Below are 16,219 nucleotides of genomic sequence, written 5' to 3' on the forward strand. Positions count from 1 at the left end.
CGCCCGCCCCTTTCACCCCCTCTTGCGACCGGCAAGCGAAGGCACGTCATGACCGAAATGATCATCCGCAGACTGCTGCAGTCTGTCGTGACGCTGCTGGTTCTGAGCTTCATCACCTTTGCCGGCATCTACTTGATCGGCAATCCCATGGAAGTGCTGGCCGATGAATCGGCCACAGCGGCGCAGATCCAGGCCGCCACCGAAAGGCTCGGGCTCGACCAGCCACTCTGGGTGCAATATTGGCACTATATGGAACGGCTCTTTGCGGGTGACTTCGGCCGCTCCTATGTCACCAGCCTGCCCGTCTCCACCATGATCCTGCAGCGCCTGCCCGCCACGCTGGAAATGACCGTCATTTCGCTACTCATCTCGGTTGGTATCGGCCTGCCGCTGGGAGTTGTCGCCGGGGTATTTCCCAAAAGCCGTTGGTCGCGTGGCGGAAGCGTGCTGTCGGTGTTGGGATTCAGCCTGCCCAATTTCTGGTTCGGCCTCATGCTGCTGCTCTGCCTTGCCGTGTGGTTTCCCATCCTCCCCGCCATCGGCCGGGGCCAGACGGTCGAGGTCAACGGCGTAGCCTGGAGCTTCCTGACCCGGGACGGGCTGGCGCATCTGGCCATGCCGGCCCTGACCCTGGCCATCGGCAACATGGCGCTGATGTTCCGGCTGGCAAAGTCGGGCATGCAGGAAGTCATGCTGCTCGACTATATCAAGCTGGCGCGCATCAAGGGTCTGCCCTCGCGCCGTATTGTAGTTGTCCACGCCCTGCGCAATGTGATGATCCCGATCATCACCATTATCGGGCTAGAGATCGGCGGCCTGATCGCCGGCTCCATCATCACCGAAACCGTCTTCGCATGGCCCGGCATCGGCAAGCTGCTGATCGATTCCATCAACATGCTCGACCGGCCCGTGGTCGTCGCCTACATGCTCATCTTCACCTTCACCTTCGTGCTCATCAACCTCATCGTTGACATCTGCTACATCGTGCTCGACCCGCGGACCCGCGAGGCGCTGCAAGGATGACATCCACTCCTCTCGCTCGCCCCACCATGCGCTTTTCCGAGCGGCCGTTGGGCCGGTTCTGGCGCGAATATTCCCAGAGCCATGCCGCTGTCTTCGGTCTGGTCATGACCCTGATCCTGATCGCTGTCGCGTTCCTTGCGCCCCTCATCGCGCCGCAAGACCCATACGACCTGATGCAGGTCGATTTCATGGACAGCGAACTGCCGCCCGGGGCCATAGGCGGAGCGGGGCAGACCTATGTGCTGGGCACGGACGCCAATGGGCGCGACATGCTCTCGGCCCTCTTATTCGGGTTGCGGGCCAGCTTCATGGTGGCGCTGTCGAGCCTGGGCATCGCGCTGGTCTTCGGCACGTTGATGGGGCTGGTCTCGGCCTATGCGGGACGCTGGGTGGATTCGCTCATCATGCGCATCGTCGACATCCAGATGAGCTTTCCCACCATTCTCGTCGCCATGATGCTGATGGTGACCTTCGGGCGCGGCATCGACAAGACCATCTTTGCGCTGGCCGTGGTGCAATGGGCCTATTTCGCCCGCAATGTCCGTGCCTCGGCCCTAGTCGAGCGGAGCCGCGAATATGTGCTGGCGGCCCAATTGGCGCAGGTTCCCACCTTCCGCATCCTGTGGCGCCATATACTGCCCAATTGCCTGCCGCCGCTGATGGTCATCGCCTCGATCCAGCTTGCCTCGGCGGTGTCGATCGAAGCGTCCCTGTCCTTTCTGGGGCTGGGCATGCCGGTCACGCAGCCTTCGCTGGGCATGCTGATCTCCAATGGCTTCGGCTATCTTCTGGGCGGCAAATACTGGATCAGCGTTGCGCCCGGCATCGCGCTGGGCCTTACCGTCTTCTCCCTCAGCCTCATGTCGGACCGGCTGCGCGACATGTTCAACCCGAGGCTGAAGCGATGAACCGGCCCCTGCTCGAAGTCCGCAACCTGCAGACGCATTTTCTCACCAGCATGGGCGCGATCCGCGCCGTCGACGATGTGAGCTTCTCCCTGCAGCGTGGCGAGGTTTTGGGCCTGGTCGGCGAATCCGGCTCGGGCAAGACCATTACCGGCTATTCGATTCTGGGCGTGGTGGACGAGCCGGGCCGGATCGTGGGCGGCGAGATCGTGCTCCGCGATACCGAGGATGGCGAGGTGGTGCTCAATCATCTGGGCGAAAAGCAGCTTCGGCGCCTGCGCGGCAACCGCATCGCGATGATCATGCAGGACCCGATGATGTCGCTCAATCCGTCGCTGCGCATCGGCACCCAGCTCGTCGAGACAGTCCTGGCTCATCGCCAGGCGTCGCGGTCCGAGGCGGAGCGCCGCGCCGTGGACGTGATGCGCCGGGTCGGCATTCCCGATCCCGAGCAGCGCATGCAGGCTTTTCCGCATGAATTCTCCGGCGGTATGCGGCAGCGCGTTGCCATCGCCATTGCGTTGATCAACGAGCCGGACCTGATCATCGCCGACGAGCCGACCACTGCCTTGGACGTCACCACGCAGGTGCAGATCCTATCCGAGGTGCAGAAGCTGGCGCGCGAGACCGGCACGGCCTGGATCTGGATCACCCATGATCTGGCGGTGGTCGCGGGCCTGGCCCAGCACATCGCCGTCATGTATGCAGGCAAGGTGGTGGAGTTCGGCGCCACCGAAGACCTGCTAGACCATCCCCGCCACCCCTATACGCGCGGACTGATCGCCTCCATTCCCGGCGAGGGCGAACTGGCGGCGGACCGCCGTTTGCACCAGATTCCCGGCAATACACCATCGCTGCTCAACCTGCCCGAAGGCTGCGCCTTTCGCACTCGCTGCGACCGGGCCGGCGCGCAATGCGACATCCAGCCCATGCTGGAAACCAGTTCCGCCGGGGATCGCGCCCTGCGCTGTTGGCACCCATTGGAAGGGCAATCACCATGACGCCCGATGCAAAAATCGAGACCCTGCTCGAAATGCAGGGCATCGAGCATGTCTTTGGCCGCCGCGAGGACTGGGTCGACAAGGGCGTCCGGCTGATCCGCGGCAAGCGGACCGCCCCGGCGCGCGTCCGGGCCCTCAACGGCGTCGATCTCACGCTGGGCAAAGGGGAGGTTCTGGGCATTGCCGGTGAATCGGGGTGCGGCAAATCCACATTAGGTCGCGCCATGGTCGGTCTGATGCATCCTACAGGCGGCAGCGTGACCTATCGCGGTCAGCCGGTGATGCGCGGGCGCCGGCCGCTCCACCTCAAATTGCAGATGATCTTCCAGGATTCAGGCTCCGTCCTCAATCCCCGCCTAAGGGTCAAGGAACTGATCGGGGAAGGGCCGATCCTGCATGGATTGCTGGCGCGCCGCGACCTGGAAGACTTCGTGGCCGACCAGCTCGAAACGGTTGGCATGGCCCCTGATGTCATGAACCGCTATCCGCATCAGTTCTCGGGCGGGCAGCGCCAGCGCATCAATGTCGCCCGTGTCCTGGCCCTCCGGCCGGAAACCATCGTCTGCGACGAATCGGTGGCTGCGCTCGACGTCTCCATTCAAGCACAAATCCTCAACCTCTTCATGGACCTCAAGGACAGGTTCGGCCTCACCTACGCCTTCATCAGCCACGACCTGGGCGTGCTCCGCCATATCTCGGATCGCATCATGGTGATGTATCTGGGCCGGGTGGTGGAGGAAGGGCCGGCCGCCGAAGTCTTCGCCAATCCGCGCCATCCCTATACGCGCGCGCTTCTCGAAAACGCCCCCCGGCTCTCGCGTCGCAACCAGATCTTTCAGGCTGTACCCGGCGAGGTGCCCTCGCCCCTCAACATGCCCAGCGGCTGCGCCTTCCACACGCGCTGCGCGCTGCGGCGACCGGAATGCAGCCTTTCCGTTCCAAACCTGATGGGCACGGGGGCGCACCGCCATGCCTGCCCTATCGTGGAGGCCGCAGCATGAGCGCCGAACGCTGGCATGACACCAATAGCGCCGATCTGATCGGCACCCGGGCGGACCGGGAGCAATTGTTCGAGCATCTGGTGGCCGCGACCCTGCGGCGCCAGGCCATCTCGCCGGCCAAAAATCGCCTGTTCGACATCGACGTCGCGCGGGACATGGGCAGGCATCGCGATGCCCTCTTGGATGTCACGACGCCGGCCGAGCTCTGGTATGCGCTCAACCTGCTCTCCAATACGCGCCATGACCGGCATTTGCAGGTGGAGGCGGTGCCCGGTGGCATCGAGCCGCCGCCCGATATCGAAGTCCGCAAGATCCGCAATTACGGGGCGCTCGACACCAATGGAGCACCGCGCCTGGATATCGAATTGGCCACCGATTTCGGCGGCAACCGGCCCCGAATCTTCCTTGCCGCCGTAGCGTCCGGCCTGGCGCTCCCGGCTGGTCTGGAGGTCGGGGCAACCCTCATCGCGGTCGATGGCCTGTCCCTTGCCGACTACGTGGCCAGGATCGAACCCTATCATTGCTACTCGACCCCGACCTTCTTCTGGTACCATCTTCCGCACCACATCGTGCGGCAGGGGAGCGAGCTTCCCGAACATAGCCAACAGTTGCTGCTCACTTTCGAGACGGGCGCTGGCCCCGTCGATATCACACTACCCTATCGGGATCCCAAATCCTTCATTCCGTCCAGGCCGATCCGCTATGCTGGCTGGTCCTGCCTCGGCGAATGGGAAAGTTGCCGCCTGCATCTAGCGCCGGATGCCGCCGTCATCGCCCTCGAATGGCTCGGCTTCGGCCCGACCCTTTGCGCCGATGTCGATGCGCTGATGGCGCTCTGCATCGAGCAGAATCTGCTTGGCCATGGTCTCATCTTCGACGCCAGCATCAGCCGTGGCGGAGATTATGGCGGCTATCTGCTGCGCGTCCTCGCCAAGGTCCGGTTCCGGATCAATCTGGGCGATCTACGACGCTGCGACGCCATTCCTAGCATCGTCGAGGAGGTGCTGGCCGAGGACGACGGGGCCCTTGCCTCAGGGCGGCTCAATGATGGCCAGGTGACTGCGGTGGGCTGGCGCAAACGCTGGCTGCTCGAGGCGGTGCTGCCCTCGCTGCCCGAGGGCGGCTCCACTCCCGCCGTGCCCTTCAAATGCGCCCACCAGCCCATGGATGGCGATGGCTGGCTCGAGCCGGCGGTGACCCATTTCACCGGCCCCATGGTCATGCTGACCATGCCGTTCGGCGGCTCGCATATCGACCAAGTCGCCGCCCAGATCGCCGACAACCAGATGTGCATCGCCCATATCGGCATGCCGCTGGGAGGCTTTTCGAAAACCTGGGTTGGCACTGAAACATTGCGTCTGCCCTCGGGTCAGCCCATTGCCGCCTTCCAGTGGAGCTGCGGCAATACCATCCGCCCCAACGGGGAGGTGCTCGAAAGCAATCCGGCCATGCCGGACCGCCCCTATCCGGTGACGCGCGACAATTTTACGACTCATCACGCCGACATGCTCGAACAGGCCTGCGCCCTTTTGGGCCGCGGCTGAACCTCGCATTCGACGCCATCAGGACCCTTTTCATGTCCACAACAGCCCCAGTCCAAGCACATGACCCGCATCCTGCCTGTGGCTCCGAGGCGGTGCGCGCGCTTTTCCCCGCGCTGGCACGCACCACGTATCTATCGATCTGCGACAAGACCATCCTTGCTGATCCGGTGCGCAGCAACGTCGAGGTATTTCTCGATCGCCTGGCGCAGGCCTCGGCCAATCGCGTGGATCACGAGGAAATGGTCACCCGTTCCCGCCGGAAATTCGCCCGGCTCGTCGGCGTGGGCGAGGACGAGATCGCAGTCATGCGCAATGTTTCGGACGGGATCAACAGCATCGCTACGGCCTTTCCCCTTGCCGAGGGCGACAATGTGCTGCTGGCCCTGGGCGCCGAGCACCCCAACAATATCTATCCCTGGCTGCACCAGCAGCGTCGCGGCATCGAATTGCGCAACATTCCCGCTTCCGAGGGCCGTGTAGACGTCCGCGCTCTCGTATCAGCCATGGACGCGCGCACCAGGCTGGTTTCGGTCGCCTCGGTGAGCTTCGCCCCAGGGGAGCGCACAGACTTGGTGGCGCTGGGCGCCGAATGCCGCAAGCGGGGCATCTTCCTCCTTATCGACGGCGTGCAGTCGGCCGGCATCCTTCATCACGACTTCGCTCAAGAACCGATCGACGGCTTCGCGACTTCGACCAGCAAGGGGCTACTCGGTCTCTATGGCTATGGCTTCCTCTACGTGCGCCGGGCCTGGCTGGACCGGCTGATGCCCGTCCATATGTCACGCACTGGCGTCAGCGCCGACAACGACGATGCCTCCGCCATGGGCGATCTGCGCTATACCCCTCGTCCCGATGCCCAGCGGTTCGAGCTGGGCAGCTACAATCTCGCTGGCGCTTATGCCGCGGATGCTGCGTTGGACCTTATCCTGGGTCTTGGCACCAAGGCGATCGAAGCCCATGTGCTAACCTTGGCCGAAGAGTTGCGCGAAGGGCTACAACGTCTCGGCCTGCCGGTCTTCATCCCGCGCCTGCCCGCACATTTGGTCACGGTGGGTACGGTCGATGCCGGCGGCCATGGCTATTCCACCGATCCTGCCATCATGCAATACCATAGCCGGCTGACGGATGCGGGTGTCGTCAGCACCATACGTCGTGGCCAGCTCCGCATGGGCCTGCACGCCTATAGCAACCGCGCAGATATCGAGGCTGTACTGCAATGTGTTGGCCGCCCCTGATCTAGATATCATACCGATAGGCATACACCCTCCACAGCCAATGTTCGCTTTAGGTGAGGGGCGTGAACCGCCTATCCCTACCTGAGGCAGCATGGTTTCGAATGGCCGCAACTATGTTGACACCGCCTGGTGGACCGTCACCCTCCCAGGCGCACACGCGTTCCATTGTCGTCGAACAGCGTGACGCGATCTACCAAAGGCAACAGGTGAAGGATATCCCCGGCATTGGCAGTCAGCCGGTCCTTGAAGAGGCCGATGATGGTCTGCCCGCCCAGCCTGAAAAGTACCTGCGTTTCCGAGCCCATGGGCTCGACCACGACGACCTGGGCTGGCACGCCCTTCGCGTCGATCATGATATGTTCGGGACGTAATCCGTAAAGCGCCACGTCGCCGCCATGGCCGGCGGGTAGGGGCAGCACGCTGCCATCTTTCGTCTCGAAGCCTTTCGGCGTCGCCTTCCCCTTGATGAAGTTCATGGAGGGGCTGCCGATGAACCCGGCAACGAAGGTAGTCTGAGGATCATCGTACAGGTCCAGCGGCGCGCCCATCTGCTCGATGACGCCATCCTTCATCACCACGATCCTGTCGGCCATGGTCATGGCCTCGACCTGATCGTGGGTGACATAGATGGTCGTGGTCTTGAGGCGCTGGTGCAGTTCCTTGATCTCGGCCCGCATCTGCACGCGCAGTTTGGCGTCAAGATTGGACAGCGGTTCATCGAACAGGAAGACCTGCGGGTTGCGGACGATGGCACGGCCCATGGCGACGCGTTGGCGCTGCCCGCCCGAGAGCTGCCGGGGCTGGCGCTGCAGCAAGGTATCGAGACCCAGGATCGCCGCCGCCCGCCCGACCCGCTCGTCGATTTCAGCCTTGGGCAGGCCGGCGAGCTTGAGGGCGAAGCCCATATTCTGCTCGACCGTCATATGCGGATAGAGTGCATAGCTCTGGAACACCATGGCGATGTCCCGCTCCTTGGGCTCGAGATCGTTGACGACTCGGCCGCCGATTTCCACCGTGCCTGAAGTGATCGATTCCAGCCCGGCGACCATGCGCAGCAGGGTCGACTTGCCGCATCCCGACGGGCCGACCAGAACGATGAATTCGCCGTCTTCGATATCGATGTTGATGTCGTGCAGAACCTGCACCGAGCCATAGCGCTTGAAGGTATCCCTGATGACGACTTGAGCCATGCCCATTCTCCCTGAACCGCACCATCTTGCCGGTTTTGAACTTTTGATATACTAGAAATACATTTGTATCAATGGCCCGGGAGCGTGGCTTTGCAGGACGTCAAGTTCATCCATTTCACCGATCCCCATCTCGATGTGGGCAGCTTCCGGCTTTACGGCCTCGAACCGGCCGCGCGGTTGCAGGCATGCGTTGCGCATATGGCGGCCCATCATGGGGATGCGGCATTCGCGGTGCTGACGGGGGACCTCACCCACGACGGATCGGTGGCTTCCTATCAGCAGATTCGCACCTTGCTGGCGCCCCTGACATTGCCGGTGCACCCGCTGATCGGCAATCACGATGATCGCGCCAGCTTCCAGCGGGCTTTCCCCGAGGTCGCGGCGGATCAGGCAGGCTTCGTGCAATATGTGGTCCGGTATGGCGGACGACGGTTTATCATGTTGGACACGGTGCAGGCCGGTAGCCATGAGGGTGTACTGGACGCGGCGCGGCTGGCCTGGCTCAGGCAGGTGCTGACGGAAGACCCCACCGGCCCCTGCTATCTGTTCCTGCATCACCCGCCGATGGCGGTGGGCATGCCGAGTTCGGACACGATGGCGATAAACGATCCCGGCTTCGAGGCAATCCTGGCCGAGGCCGGCAATGTCCGGCACATCTTTTTCGGCCATCTGCACCGGGCGGTGTCGGGCATCTGGCGGGGAATTTCGTTCTCAGGCATTCCCGGCCTCAGCCATCAGGTCGCCCTCGATCTCGTCGAGAATGATGGCCGGGTCCGCGGCAGCCACGAGCCGCCGTCCTACAGTGTGGTGTTGCTGCGGCAGGATGATGTCATCATCCACCAGTGCCATTTCCTCGACGAAAGCGGCACATTCTACCTCTAGTCCCTCACGGATTTCGTGGTTGTGGCCGCGTCGCCATGGCGGCGGCCGCCCTTGCCGTATCCTCGTCGCAAACCAGCACCGATCCGAGGCCTGCCGAAAGCACGCCGGCAATGGCCTCGGTCTTGTGGCGGCCACCGGCGGCGAAAATGGTGGTCTTGACCTTGCGCAGCTCTTCGAAGCTCAGCGCGATCACCCTTTCATTGATGCCGTGGGGGATGAGCACGCCTTCGCGGGTGAAGAATTGCCCCATGACGTCGCCGACCGCGCCCAGCGCCTGCAGCTCCTGCATCGATACGTCCTTGGGAAGCCCATGGCGGACCAGAAGCGAGCGCGGCGACAATTCGCCGATGCTGAGCAGCGCCAGTTCGTTGCTGCGCCCCTTGTCGGCCAAGGCGAAAACCTCCTGGTCCAGGATGATGTCGCGGGACTGGACGCTGCCGGCATAGATGGGGGCGACCAGATAGCTGCATCGCGCCTGGAGGCGACGGGCGAGCTCGCGGGCAATCTCGAATGTATTGATTTCCAGCCCCTGCGTCAGCCCGCCCATCAGCGAGTTGACATGGATATCGGGATGGCGGGTTTCGGGCAGGTTGCGGATGATGTGGAGGATCGTCTCGCCCCAGCCCACGCCGATTTCGTGGATTTCGTTCTCCTGGAGATAGCGCGCCAGGAACTCACCGCCGGCCCGGCCCAGATTGACCGGGATCAGGGATTGATCCTCCGGGGTAGGGATGATGACGGCGGCTTCGAGATTGAAATCGGCCTCCAATTGCCGCTCCAGCTCCACGCAGCTTTGCAGGCGGGCATTGATCTGCACGCGGACCAACCCCGATTCCCGAGCTTCGGCCAGCATCCGGTTGACGCGCAGGCGGGTCATGCCGAGTTTTTTCGCGATGTCGGCCTGGGTCGCGCCTTCCATGTAGTAGAGCCAGGCAACTCTTACATAGTCCTGGTCTTCCGATGCGCTCATAGCTGTCCTCCTGCTGTCGGCGCGGCCCGTGTCCAGCACCAATATCCCTATTCGTCCACGCCCACAGCCGAAAGCTGATTTCCGACCTTCGTCATAGCCGGGGCCGGACGGGGTTGCATCTCTATTACAAATGTAATATCCAAAATGCAAATGTAACCGGGAAGACCCGACAAGGAGGAGAGACTATGACGTTCAATCGTGTACAGGCAGGCCGCTTCGCGCGCGCTTCGCTGGTGGGCATGCTGCTTTCCACGGCAAGCTTTAGCCTCATCGCCAGGGCCCAGGCGGAAGAAGTGGTGACGTTCTGGCATTCCATGGGCGCAGCCCATGCCCCCACGCTGGAGGCCCTCGTGGCCGAGTTCAATGCCGAACATGCCGGCGAAATCCGCGTGGATCCGATCTTTCAGGGGGCATATGGCGATTCCCTCGCCAAGCTGACCGCCGCTATCCAGGCCTCCGCCACGCCGACCATCGTGCAGGTCTACGAAATCGGCACCACGCTGATGATGGACCTGGACGTGGCCATTCCGCTGCAGGATGTTGCGGCCGATGCCGGTATCGACCTAACCGAAATTCTGCCGGCCATGTCGTCCTATTACACGGTCGGCGGCAAGCTGCAGTCACTGCCCTTCAACGCCTCGGCCCCCATGTTCTACTACAACAAGGATGCGTTCCGTGCCGCGGGGCTCGATCCCGAACAGCCGCCCACCACGCTGGCCGAGGTGCGCGACATGGCCGAGAGCCTGCTGATCAAGAATGGCGATCAGGTTTCTCAGTACGGCTATGTCAGCTCGGTCGATGGGTGGTTCGTGGAACAATGGTTCGCCAGGGGCGACCAGACCTATTGCGGTGCGGGCAATGGCCGCGAGGGTCGTGCGAATGACGTGACCTGGGACAATCCGGTTCTCCATAACATCCTGACCTTCTGGCACGACATCATGGATGACGGCGTGGGCATGAATGCTGGCCGCGTTTCGGGCGATGCGATTGCCGCCTTCGTTTCCGGGCGCGCTGCAACCCTGATTCTGACATCGGCGCCCATGCGCGACATCATCGAACGGTCCGAGTTCGAAGTCGGCGTCGCCAACTTCCCTGCACCGATCGAAAATGCGCAGGGCTCGGTGTTCAACGGTGGTGCCTCGATCTGGCTACTGAAAGACCATGCCGAATCCGAACAGGCAGCGGCCCTGGAATTCATCAAGTTCCTCGCCTCGGCCGACGCACAGGGCAAATGGTCCTCGGGAACGGGCTATATTCCGACCAATATCCATGCGGCCGATACCGATGCCTATAAGGAGATCGTGGCCACCTATCCCGACTTCGACAAGCCCCGGCAGCAATTGGCTACCGCCGCACAATCGGTCGCCAGCAGTGGTTGTCTGGTCGGCGTGCTGCCCCAGGCGCGTCCGCGCCTCAACGAGGTGATCGACAGCGTGCTTCTGGGTGGCGACATTCAGCAGGCGATCACCGAAGGTCAGGATGCCGTCAATGGCCTGATCGCCAACTACAATCGCTCTGTCGGTCAGTAGCCGAGCGCCCCGGAGAAACGCCAAATGACCTTCGCTGTTGCCCATCGCGGGCTGCCCCTTCGGTTGCCCGAAAATACCCTGCCGTCCATTCTCCTGGCAGAAAGGCACGGGGCGGTGGCCGTCGAATTCGACGTGCGGGCCACCAGCGACGGACATGCCGTGCTGCTGCACGACAAGACCCTGGCGCGTATCTGGGGCGATCCTCGCCCCGTTGCCGAGGCCCCGTTCCATGAGGTACGAGCCCTTGGCACGGAGCGGGACGGGCAGAAGATCGCCATTCCCACGCTGGAGGAGGTGGTGGATGCCACCTCCCTCACGCTGATCGTGGATTGCAAGGCTGCAAGCATCGTTGCCGATATCGCCGAGCTGCTGGCGAACCGCGGGCAACGGCAGCGGGCACGGTTCATCGGTGAGCCTGAAATCCTTTCCCATATCCGGCTGGCCATGCCGGAAGCCGACATTATCCTGTCGTGGTCGCGCCCCGAAGCACCGCCGGCGGATATGCTCGATGCCATCAGGCCATCGACGCTGAACATCAAATGGGAAGCCGGAAACGAGGCCTATGTCGCGCGTATTGCGAGCCTGGGCTATCCGATCTGGACTTACACGGTCGACGATGTCACCGAGGCTTTGCGTGCCCGCTCGCTCGGCATAGAAGCCGTCATCTCCAACAATTTCGAAGCGGTCAGCGTGGCGCTCCGCGATGCCGAGGCCGGGAGCAAGTGAACATGACACCCCAGGAACTGCGCGCCTTCGCGCTGCAACTGGCCGAGGAGGCCATGGTGACGATTGCAGGGGCGCATGCCTCGCCCGACCAATCAGCCACCAAGGTCGATGCCGGCGATTGGGTCACCCCGTTCGACAAGGCGGTCGAGACGCAGACACGCGACCGCATCCACGCCCAATATCCCGGCCACAGGGTTGTGGGCGAGGAGTTCGGCGCCGACGCGGATGCCGGCGGCGGCGCGGAAATCACCTGGTATCTCGATCCGATCGACGGCACGATGAACTTCGTTCACGGTGTGCCATGGGTGGCCTTCAGCCTTGCGGCCGTTGATAGCCAGGGCATTGTGGCCGGCGTTGTGGCCGACGTCTATCGGCGGGAAATCTACAGCGCCAGCCGCGGCGGCGGCGCCTATATCGACGCCAGACGGGTCAATTGTGCCTCCCATGACCGCATCGGCGGTGGCGTCTTCCTCACCGAATGGTCGCGGCAGGCGGCTTGGTCCGGCATGGACGAATACCTGCATGCCATTTCCGCCGAGGCAGGGGCGAGCCGCATCATGGGGTCCTGCGCCCTGGCGCTGGCCCTGGTCGGCGTGGGACGGGCGACGGGGACCGTGCTGCCAGGATTCTACAATCCCTGGGATGTCTATGCCGGCGCCCTCATCGCCCGCGAAGGCGGGGCCGTCATCGCGGGTCGCAGCGGCCCGACAGGCGAGGTGCCGCTCGATGGCGTGATGGCCGCAACGCCAGGCGTTGCCGATAAGCTGCTCAAGCTGTGGAGCGCGGACCAATGAGTGCCCGCAGCCTGCTTGCCCGGCACATCCGCGGCTATTCGGTACGCGACATGGCGGTGGCGGCGCTCTTCCTGTTGCCATGTCTCATCATCTTCGCTGCCTTCGTGCTCTATCCGCTGGGCAGGACCTTCCACCTGAGCTTCTTCTCCAACGATCTGCTGGGGCGTCCCGTGCATTTCGTGGGGCTGGAGCAATATCATCGCATCGTCAGCGATCCCTACCTGGTGGGGGTCATGGGCACGACGGCTCTCTTTCTCGCCTATACGGTCTTGCCGGGGATCATCATCGGGCTGGGCCTGGCACTGCTGCTGCAACCCAAGATCGCTGCTATCGGGGTGTTTCGTGCGCTTCTGGCCACACCCTTCGCCTTCTCGGTGGCCGCTGCGGCGGTAGTGTTCAATGTGTTCTACCGGCCGGGCATCGGGCTGTTCAACGGCCTGCTGCAACAGATGGGCCTGCCGGCTATCGACTGGCTGACCAGCCCCAATTATGCGCTGGGCAGCGTCGCCGTCGTGTCGATCTGGCGCTATATGGGCTATACACTGATCGTCTGTCTGGCCGGCCTGCAATCCATTCCCGACGAACTCTACGAGGCTGCCCGCATCGACGGCGCGTCCAGCTGGCACCGTTTCCGCTACATCACGCTGCCGCTAATGACGCCGACACTGTTCTTCCTGCTGGTGGTCTCGACCATCCACTCCCTCCAGACCTTCGGCGAGATCAAGCTGATGACGGCCGGCGGGCCCGTCAATTCCACGACGACGCTGGTCTACAGTCTCTACAAGTCCGCCTTCGCCTATGGCAGCAGCGATTACGGACTGGCCTCGGCGCTGGGTGTGGTCTTGCTTCTCGTCGTTACGGTCATCACCGTGATCCAGTTCCGCTTCCTGCAGCGAAAGGTGTTCTACTCGTGAAAACCTTTCGTCTCTTCGCTCACTATGCGGTGCTGATCCTGGCCGCCCTCATCGTGCTGTTCCCGCTCTATTTCACTATTGCGGGTGCGCTGATGACCGATGCCCAGCTCATGCGCTTCCCGCCCATGCTGGTGCCGCAGGAGCTGCATTTCGAGAACTTCGCCAAGGTGCTCGATGCCATGCCGCTGATCCGGCAGTTCTTCAACAGCATCTTCGTGGCCTCGGCCATCGTGCTGGGCGTGCTGGTCACCTCGGTGCTGGCCGCCTATGTGCTGGTTTTCCTCAACATTCCCTTCAAGAACGTGATCTTCGGCATCATCATGCTGACGATCCTCGTGCCGACCGAATCCTTGATCGTCCCCAAATACCTCATCCTGGTGGACCTCAGATGGATCAATTCCTATCCCGGCCTCATCGTGCCCTTCGTAGCCTCCGGCTTCGGCATATTCCTGATGCGGCAGTTCTTCCTGTCGTTTCCCAAGGAGATTTACGAGGCGGCCCGGATCGATGGCTGCGGACACCTGCGTTTCGTTTTGACCATCCTCGTACCGATCGTCCGGCCGGCGCTGGGGGTGCTGGGCCTCTATACCTTCATCGGCGCCTACAACATGTATTTCTGGCCCCTGCTGGTGATCAACACGCCCGACATGCAGACGCTGCAGATCGGCCTGCAGGCCCTTAATTCCTCGGAATCGACACAGCCAAGCCTGATCTATGCCGGCGCCGCAATCGCCATCGCTCCCATGCTGGTCATCTTTTACCTGTTCCAGAAGAGCATCGTCCGCGGGCTCACGTCTGGCGCCGTCAAATAGCCGTTACTGCGGGTGTCCGGCACCCGCAACCTGATTGAAACTTGCCGACCATACGGCGGGCTGGTGCTAACATGTCGATACTTCTCGAAGTTCTGGGTGCTGCGACGCTGCTTCTATGGGGACTGAGTGTCCTCAAGAAAAGCATGCTGGCCGGCTTTGGCACCAAGCTGCGCGTGTGGCTCGCTTCAGCTACCAAGAACCGGGCGCTCTCCTTCGCCAGTGGCCTGGGCGTGACCGTGGCTGTGCAATCCTCCACTGCGACGGCCCTGATGCTGGCCGGCTTTGTTGGGCAGGGCTTCGTCACTGCCGCCATGGCACAGGCGGGCATGCTCGGTGCCAATCTGGGCACGAGCCTGGTGTCCCAACTGCTCTCGCTCGACCTGCATTGGCTGTCGCCGGCGACGCTGGTGCTCGGTTTTGCGCTGCAACGGATCTATCCGGAGCGCCGACTGGGCCATATGGGTGGGGTATTCTTCGGTTTCGGGCTGGTACTGGTGGGGCTCGAAATGGTGGGGCGGGCCTCGGTGCAGATGCAGCACGGTCAATCCATGGACCTCGTGCTGCAACTCATGGCTGATGTGCCTCTGCTGGCCTTGTTGACCGGCGCCGTCCTCGCAACGCTTTCGGCCTCGAGCATGGCGGTCGTCCTGTTCGTCATGGCGATCAGCGCGGCCGGGCAGCTATCGGCCGATCTGACATTGATGATGGTGGCCGGCGCTAATCTCGGCGGTGCCATCCCTCCCATATTCGCCACGCGCAACGAAGGCATTCATGCCCGGCGGGTGATGATCGGCAATTTGCTGGTTCGCGCCGCTGGCGTCGCGGCGGTGCTGGTGCTGCAGTCCTGGATTTCGCTGCCCGATATCGACTCCGGCCGGCTCGCCGTCGACCTGCATGTTCTGTTTAACCTGGCCCTTTGCCTGCTGTTTCTGCCGCTGGTTGGTCAGGTCTCGAAGCTGATGGCCGTGCTGCTGCCGGAGCGTGTCGCCGACGAGCCGCGCAGCCATCTGGGCACCGCTTCGGAAGACGAGCCGGTGGAGGCCCTGGCGGCCGCCACCCGCGAGGCCCTGCGCATTGGCGACATGGTGGAATTGATGCTGGAAAAGGCCATGGCCGGTCTCGTGCCGGGGGGCGTGGTACCGTCGGAAGTGATCGGTCTGCTGGAGAACAATGTGGATCTGGCGCAGGGGCGATTGAAGCTCTTCATGTCGCGGCTGATGCGCCACCCGCTGTCGGACGCACAGCGCGAGCGGTCCCTCGAGATCATGTCCTATGCGCTCAACCTCGAGCATGTGGGCGACATTATCGACCGAAGCCTCAATCGGCTGCTGGTGAAATCGGCGGAGCGGCAAGCGCCGCTGTCGTCCGAAGGCATAAGCGAGATCGACGCTATCTACCACGCCGTTCTGTCCAACCTGCATGCCGCGCAGACGGTTTTTCTGTCGCGCGACCTAGCCATGGCGCGGCAGCTTATGGAAACCAAGGTGCAGATCCGCTCCATGGTGCGCCGCTCGCAGGATCGGCATTTCCGGCGCCTGCAGGATGGTCGTGCCGACAGCATCCAGACCAGCGGCCTGCATCTCGACATGTTGCGTGATCTCAAGCGCATCAATGCCCACATCGTGGCGGTGACCGAGCCGGTGCTGCTCGAACTGGGCCAGCTCCGCGACAGCCGGCTGACGGAGTGGTGACC

At 62.8% G+C, this 16,219-nt stretch carries 15 protein-coding genes; 13 read left to right on the top strand and 2 right to left on the bottom strand.

Translation table 11 applies throughout. The annotated features are described in order from the left end of the window. Positions 1 to 48 precede the first annotated feature (48 nt). From NVV79_RS01665 to NVV79_RS01690, 6 genes are read left to right on the top strand one after another with little or no spacing between them, the layout of a single operon-like run. Positions 49 to 1,023, top strand: coding sequence for an ABC transporter permease (locus tag NVV79_RS01665; RefSeq protein WP_303985598.1), 975 nt, complete (start codon positions 49 to 51; stop codon positions 1,021 to 1,023). After that, the gene (locus NVV79_RS01670) at positions 1,020 to 1,931 is read left to right on the top strand and encodes an ABC transporter permease (RefSeq protein ID WP_303985599.1); all 912 of its coding nucleotides are present in this window, start codon (positions 1,020 to 1,022) and stop codon (positions 1,929 to 1,931) included. Before NVV79_RS01665 ends, NVV79_RS01670 begins: the two co-directional genes overlap by 4 nt. After that, positions 1,928 to 2,929, top strand: coding sequence for an ABC transporter ATP-binding protein (locus tag NVV79_RS01675; RefSeq protein ID WP_303985601.1), 1,002 nt, complete (start codon positions 1,928 to 1,930; stop codon positions 2,927 to 2,929). The genes NVV79_RS01670 and NVV79_RS01675 overlap by 4 nt, the downstream gene beginning before the upstream one ends. Next, the gene (locus tag NVV79_RS01680; RefSeq protein ID WP_303985603.1) at positions 2,926 to 3,930 is read left to right on the top strand and encodes an ABC transporter ATP-binding protein; all 1,005 of its coding nucleotides are present in this window, start codon (positions 2,926 to 2,928) and stop codon (positions 3,928 to 3,930) included. Before NVV79_RS01675 ends, NVV79_RS01680 begins: the two co-directional genes overlap by 4 nt. After that, on the top strand, positions 3,927 to 5,474 hold the full coding sequence (locus tag NVV79_RS01685) for a hypothetical protein (RefSeq protein ID WP_303985605.1): 1,548 nt from the start codon (positions 3,927 to 3,929) through the stop codon (positions 5,472 to 5,474). The genes NVV79_RS01680 and NVV79_RS01685 overlap by 4 nt, the downstream gene beginning before the upstream one ends. Before the next feature lie 32 nt (positions 5,475 to 5,506). Then, the gene (locus tag NVV79_RS01690) at positions 5,507 to 6,709 is read left to right on the top strand and encodes an aminotransferase class V-fold PLP-dependent enzyme (RefSeq protein ID WP_303985607.1); all 1,203 of its coding nucleotides are present in this window, start codon (positions 5,507 to 5,509) and stop codon (positions 6,707 to 6,709) included. A gap of 137 nt (positions 6,710 to 6,846) precedes the next feature. On the opposite strand, the gene NVV79_RS01695 is transcribed toward NVV79_RS01690, so the two are convergent. Then, positions 6,847 to 7,899: an ABC transporter ATP-binding protein gene (locus tag NVV79_RS01695; protein WP_303985609.1), complete on the bottom strand. Its 1,053-nt coding sequence runs from the start codon at positions 7,897 to 7,899 to the stop codon at positions 6,847 to 6,849. A gap of 90 nt (positions 7,900 to 7,989) precedes the next feature. Between NVV79_RS01695 and NVV79_RS01700 the strand changes: the two genes are divergently transcribed. After that, complete coding sequence (locus NVV79_RS01700; protein ID WP_303985612.1) at positions 7,990 to 8,781, top strand: phosphodiesterase; 792 nt, start codon at positions 7,990 to 7,992, stop codon at positions 8,779 to 8,781. A 4-nt stretch (positions 8,782 to 8,785) separates the two neighbouring features. On the opposite strand, the gene NVV79_RS01705 is transcribed toward NVV79_RS01700, so the two are convergent. Beyond that, positions 8,786 to 9,751, bottom strand: coding sequence for a sugar-binding transcriptional regulator (locus tag NVV79_RS01705; RefSeq protein WP_303985614.1), 966 nt, complete (start codon positions 9,749 to 9,751; stop codon positions 8,786 to 8,788). Between the two features lie 185 nt (positions 9,752 to 9,936). Between NVV79_RS01705 and NVV79_RS01710 the strand changes: the two genes are divergently transcribed. The 6 genes from NVV79_RS01710 (at position 9,937) to NVV79_RS01735 (ending at position 16,217) form a co-directional block, all read left to right on the top strand. Further along, positions 9,937 to 11,280, top strand: a complete 1,344-nt coding sequence (locus NVV79_RS01710; RefSeq protein ID WP_303985616.1) for an ABC transporter substrate-binding protein — start codon at positions 9,937 to 9,939, stop codon at positions 11,278 to 11,280. 24 nt (positions 11,281 to 11,304) lie between these two features. Further along, positions 11,305 to 12,006, top strand: coding sequence for a glycerophosphodiester phosphodiesterase (locus NVV79_RS01715; RefSeq protein WP_303985618.1), 702 nt, complete (start codon positions 11,305 to 11,307; stop codon positions 12,004 to 12,006). Positions 12,007 to 12,008: 2 nt separating this feature from the next. Then, the gene (locus tag NVV79_RS01720) at positions 12,009 to 12,800 is read left to right on the top strand and encodes an inositol monophosphatase (RefSeq protein WP_303985620.1); all 792 of its coding nucleotides are present in this window, start codon (positions 12,009 to 12,011) and stop codon (positions 12,798 to 12,800) included. After that, entirely contained in the window at positions 12,797 to 13,714 is a 918-nt protein-coding gene (locus NVV79_RS01725) for a carbohydrate ABC transporter permease (RefSeq protein WP_303985622.1), read from the top strand. Before NVV79_RS01720 ends, NVV79_RS01725 begins: the two co-directional genes overlap by 4 nt. Then, positions 13,711 to 14,526, top strand: coding sequence for a carbohydrate ABC transporter permease (locus NVV79_RS01730; protein ID WP_303985624.1), 816 nt, complete (start codon positions 13,711 to 13,713; stop codon positions 14,524 to 14,526). Before NVV79_RS01725 ends, NVV79_RS01730 begins: the two co-directional genes overlap by 4 nt. A gap of 71 nt (positions 14,527 to 14,597) precedes the next feature. After that, positions 14,598 to 16,217 carry a Na/Pi cotransporter family protein gene (locus NVV79_RS01735; protein ID WP_303985626.1) on the top strand — a complete coding sequence of 540 codons (1,620 nt, stop codon included), beginning with the start codon at positions 14,598 to 14,600 and terminating at the stop codon, positions 16,215 to 16,217. The last annotated feature ends 2 nt before the right edge of the window (positions 16,218 to 16,219 follow it).

Source organism: Devosia ginsengisoli (assembly GCF_024707105.1).
GTDB classification, from domain to species: Bacteria; Pseudomonadota; Alphaproteobacteria; order Rhizobiales; family Devosiaceae; genus Devosia; species Devosia ginsengisoli_A.